The organism is Bradyrhizobium sp. SHOUNA76 (assembly GCF_023006445.1).
Taxonomy (GTDB): domain Bacteria; phylum Pseudomonadota; class Alphaproteobacteria; order Rhizobiales; family Xanthobacteraceae; genus Bradyrhizobium.
Window position 1 is genome coordinate 1 of record NZ_JALBHA010000644.1, and the last position, 2,979, is coordinate 2,979.

4 protein-coding genes are annotated in these 2,979 nt (G+C 64.4%); 3 read left to right on the forward strand and 1 reads right to left on the reverse strand.

Annotation, left to right across the window (positions count from 1 at the left end):
* Positions 1-685, forward strand: a 685-nt coding sequence (locus MOV74_RS34930) for a citrate synthase (RefSeq protein ID WP_246931629.1), incomplete at its 5' end; no start/stop codon positions are given.
* A gap of 83 nt (positions 686-768) precedes the next feature.
* Here the strand turns inward: MOV74_RS34930 and MOV74_RS34935 are convergent.
* Entirely contained in the window at positions 769-1,425 is a 657-nt protein-coding gene (locus MOV74_RS34935) for a DedA family protein (RefSeq protein WP_246931631.1), read from the reverse strand.
* 295 nt (positions 1,426-1,720) lie between these two features.
* Between MOV74_RS34935 and cobS the strand changes: the two genes are divergently transcribed.
* Together cobS and MOV74_RS34945 are read left to right on the forward strand one after the other, a co-directional pair.
* Positions 1,721-2,719: a cobaltochelatase subunit CobS gene (gene cobS / locus MOV74_RS34940; protein ID WP_246931632.1), complete on the forward strand. Its 999-nt coding sequence runs from the start codon at positions 1,721-1,723 to the stop codon at positions 2,717-2,719.
* A gap of 52 nt (positions 2,720-2,771) precedes the next feature.
* Positions 2,772-2,979 (forward strand): hypothetical protein (locus MOV74_RS34945; RefSeq protein WP_246931633.1); only part of this gene is annotated, 208 nt, incomplete at its 3' end.

Sequence of the window (2,979 nt, forward strand, 5' to 3'; positions counted from 1 at the left end):
CATCGTCCGCCTGCTGGTTGCGACCATGCTCAATGCCGAGCCCTCGGCCGCGCCGCTGCATGAGGACATCGCGAAGGCCTGGGCGGCGGACAACAAGCACGCGCCCGATCTGATTCGCCGCGCGCTGGTTCTGCTCGCCGATCACGAGCTGAACGCCTCGACCTTCACCGCGCGCTGCGCGGCCTCGACGGGCCTTAACCTGTACGACGCCGTGATCGCCGGTCTCGCCGCGTTGAAAGGGCCGCAGCATGGCGGCGCCGGCGTGCTGGCCTCGCAACTCGTGAAAACGCTGATCGATCGCGACGTAGCCCCGATGGTGCGCGAGCGTGTCGCGCTCGGCGAGCGTTTTGCCGGCTTCGGCCATGGCGTCTACAAGCGCGGCGATCCCCGCGCGCAATCGCTGCTCAATGCGCTCTCTCGCGCCGGCGCACCGCGCAAATTCACCCGCGAGGTGCCGGAGCGCATCGCGGAAGCAACCGGCGAATTCGTCAACATCGACTATGCACTCGCCGTGCTCGTGCACGCGCTGCGCCTGCCCGCCGGCAGCGAACTCGCCCTGTTCGCGATGGCCCGCAGCGTCGGCTGGATCGCGCATGCGAGCGAGCAATTGCAGTTCGGGAAGTTGATACGCCCAAGGGCAAGGTATGTGGGGCCGGCGCCGGGGCGGAGGACGGGGGCTGGTTAGAGCCGGTGTGAGTGCAGCGTTCTCCCATGTCGTCCCTGCGAACGCATGCGTTCGCAGGGACGACACCTGTAATGTGGCGCCGCCTACGCCCGCGGCTTCGCTTCCGCGACGCTGCCATTCCGCCGGCGATAGATCCACACCGCCCCGCCCAGCACGATCGCAACCGCGACCACCGTCAGCATCCAGATGTGCTTGCCGACATGCCCGTGGTGATGCAGCCCGGCATATTCGTGCAGGGCCGACACGGCCAGCACACCGGGCAGCACATGGGCCGGCGCCCAGACCAGGATCGCCGGGATGTTCACCGCGTAGAACTTCGCGGGCGGCATGCCGAGTGCGCCGGCGGTCACAGGCACGAAGGCGCGGATCGGCGGTACGAAGCGGGCGAAGAACACGGCCCAGGCGCCGAAGCGGTGGAAGAAGCTCTCGCTCTCTTCGACCACGCGCGGATAGTTGGTCAGCGGCCAGGTGGTGAGGATCTCGCGCTGCCGCCGGTGCCCGATCCAGTAGGCGGAGCCGTCTCCGAGCACGGCGCCAAGCGCAGCGGCGAGCAGCACCCATGGCAGCGCCAGCTCGCCGCCCGGAACCAGGGCGCTGAGCGCCAGGATGATGGTCGATCCGGGGATCACCGATCCCACCACTGGCACGGCTTCGAGCAGCGCCGCCAGGAACAGGGTCAGATAGGCCAGCCACGGATGGGCCGAGACGAAGGAGATGAGGGGATCGAGGAAGGATGTCACGTCGTCTTTCGTCTCGGCGATGGACCTGGGGAAGACCCTACCTAGTTAAGGAGTGGCGGTAAAAGTGCCATTCGCGTGGGCAAGTCGCCTTCCCCGCTCGAAATTCGAGCGTGATTCGCAAGGCAGCCCTCCAAAAAGTGCGTTCCTCACCTATCTAAATGAAAAGACAATGGAACTTTGATTGGTGGGCGGGCTTCTGCCGGCCATCTGTCTCTGATAGGTTGATTTTCAGCACCCAGCCGCAGCCAACGTGCGAATAACTGGTTTCGGGACCGCCCGGGACCTCGGAGGATTGATGACGACCGCCGCCCTGTCCAAAATTGAGGAAGTTTCCGGTCAGCCCGATATGAAGGTGTCGGTGCGCCAGGTGTTCGGGATCGACAGCGATCTCGAGGTCCCCGCCTATTCCGAAGTCGATCCTCATGTGCCCGAAGTCGATTCCGACTATCGCTTCGATCGCGCCACCACGCTCGCCATTCTCGCCGGCTTTGCCCGCAACCGCCGCGTGATGGTGACCGGCTATCACGGCACCGGCAAATCCACCCATATCGAGCAGGTCGCGGCACGCCTGAACTGGCCCTGCGTGCGCGTCAACCTCGACAGCCACATCAGCCGTATCGACCTCGTCGGCAAGGATTCCATCGTGGTCCGCGACGGCAAGCAGGTCACCGAATTCCGCGACGGCATCTTGCCCTGGGCGCTGCAGAACAACGTCGCGCTGGTGTTCGACGAATACGACGCCGGCCGCCCGGACGTGATGTTCGTGATCCAGCGCGTGCTGGAAGTCTCCGGACGCCTGACGCTGCTCGACCAGAACAAGGTGATCAAGCCGCATCCGGCGTTCCGCCTGTTCGCCACCGCCAATACGGTTGGTCTCGGCGACACCTCGGGCCTCTATCACGGCACCCAGCAGATCAACCAGGGCCAGATGGACCGCTGGTCGATCGTCACCACGCTGAACTATCTCAGCCATGACGAGGAAGTGGAGATCGTGCTGGCCAAGGCCAAGCACTATCGCACCACTGAGGGCCGCGACATCGTCAACAAGATGGTGCGCCTTGCCGATCTCACCCGTAACGCCTTCGCCAACGGCGATCTGTCGACGGTGATGAGCCCGCGCACGGTGATCACCTGGGCTGAGAACGCCGACATTTTCGGTGATATCGGCTTCGCCTTCCGCGTCACCTTCCTCAACAAGTGCGACGAGCTCGAGCGCCCCCTGGTCGCCGAGTTCTACCAGCGCTGTTTCAACGCGGAGCTGCCGGAATCGGCGGTCAACGTGGCGCTCAGCTGATTTCTCTCGGTGTGTCGTCCCGGCCTTCGCCGGGACGACGGATCAAGGTGACATGACCACCTCCAACTCCAAATTCCGCAATACCAAGGAAGCGCCGACCGAGCCGTTCAAGCGCTCGGTGGCCTCCTGCCTGAAGGCAATCGCCAAGACGCCGGAGCTGAGCCCATTTCAGCAGCCGAGATCCTCGATGGGTGGCGGAAATAGTTGTTTTAGTTGCTCATGTCTCGCGCAGCCGCGCTCAGGATCGCGTCAAGTAAGCC

What these genes read in the sequence shown, in the direction of transcription:
- cobS (WP_246931632.1), top strand. Translation starts at nt 1,721, where the DNA reads ATGACGACCGCCGCCCTGTCCAAAATTGAGGAAGTTTCCGGTCAGCCC.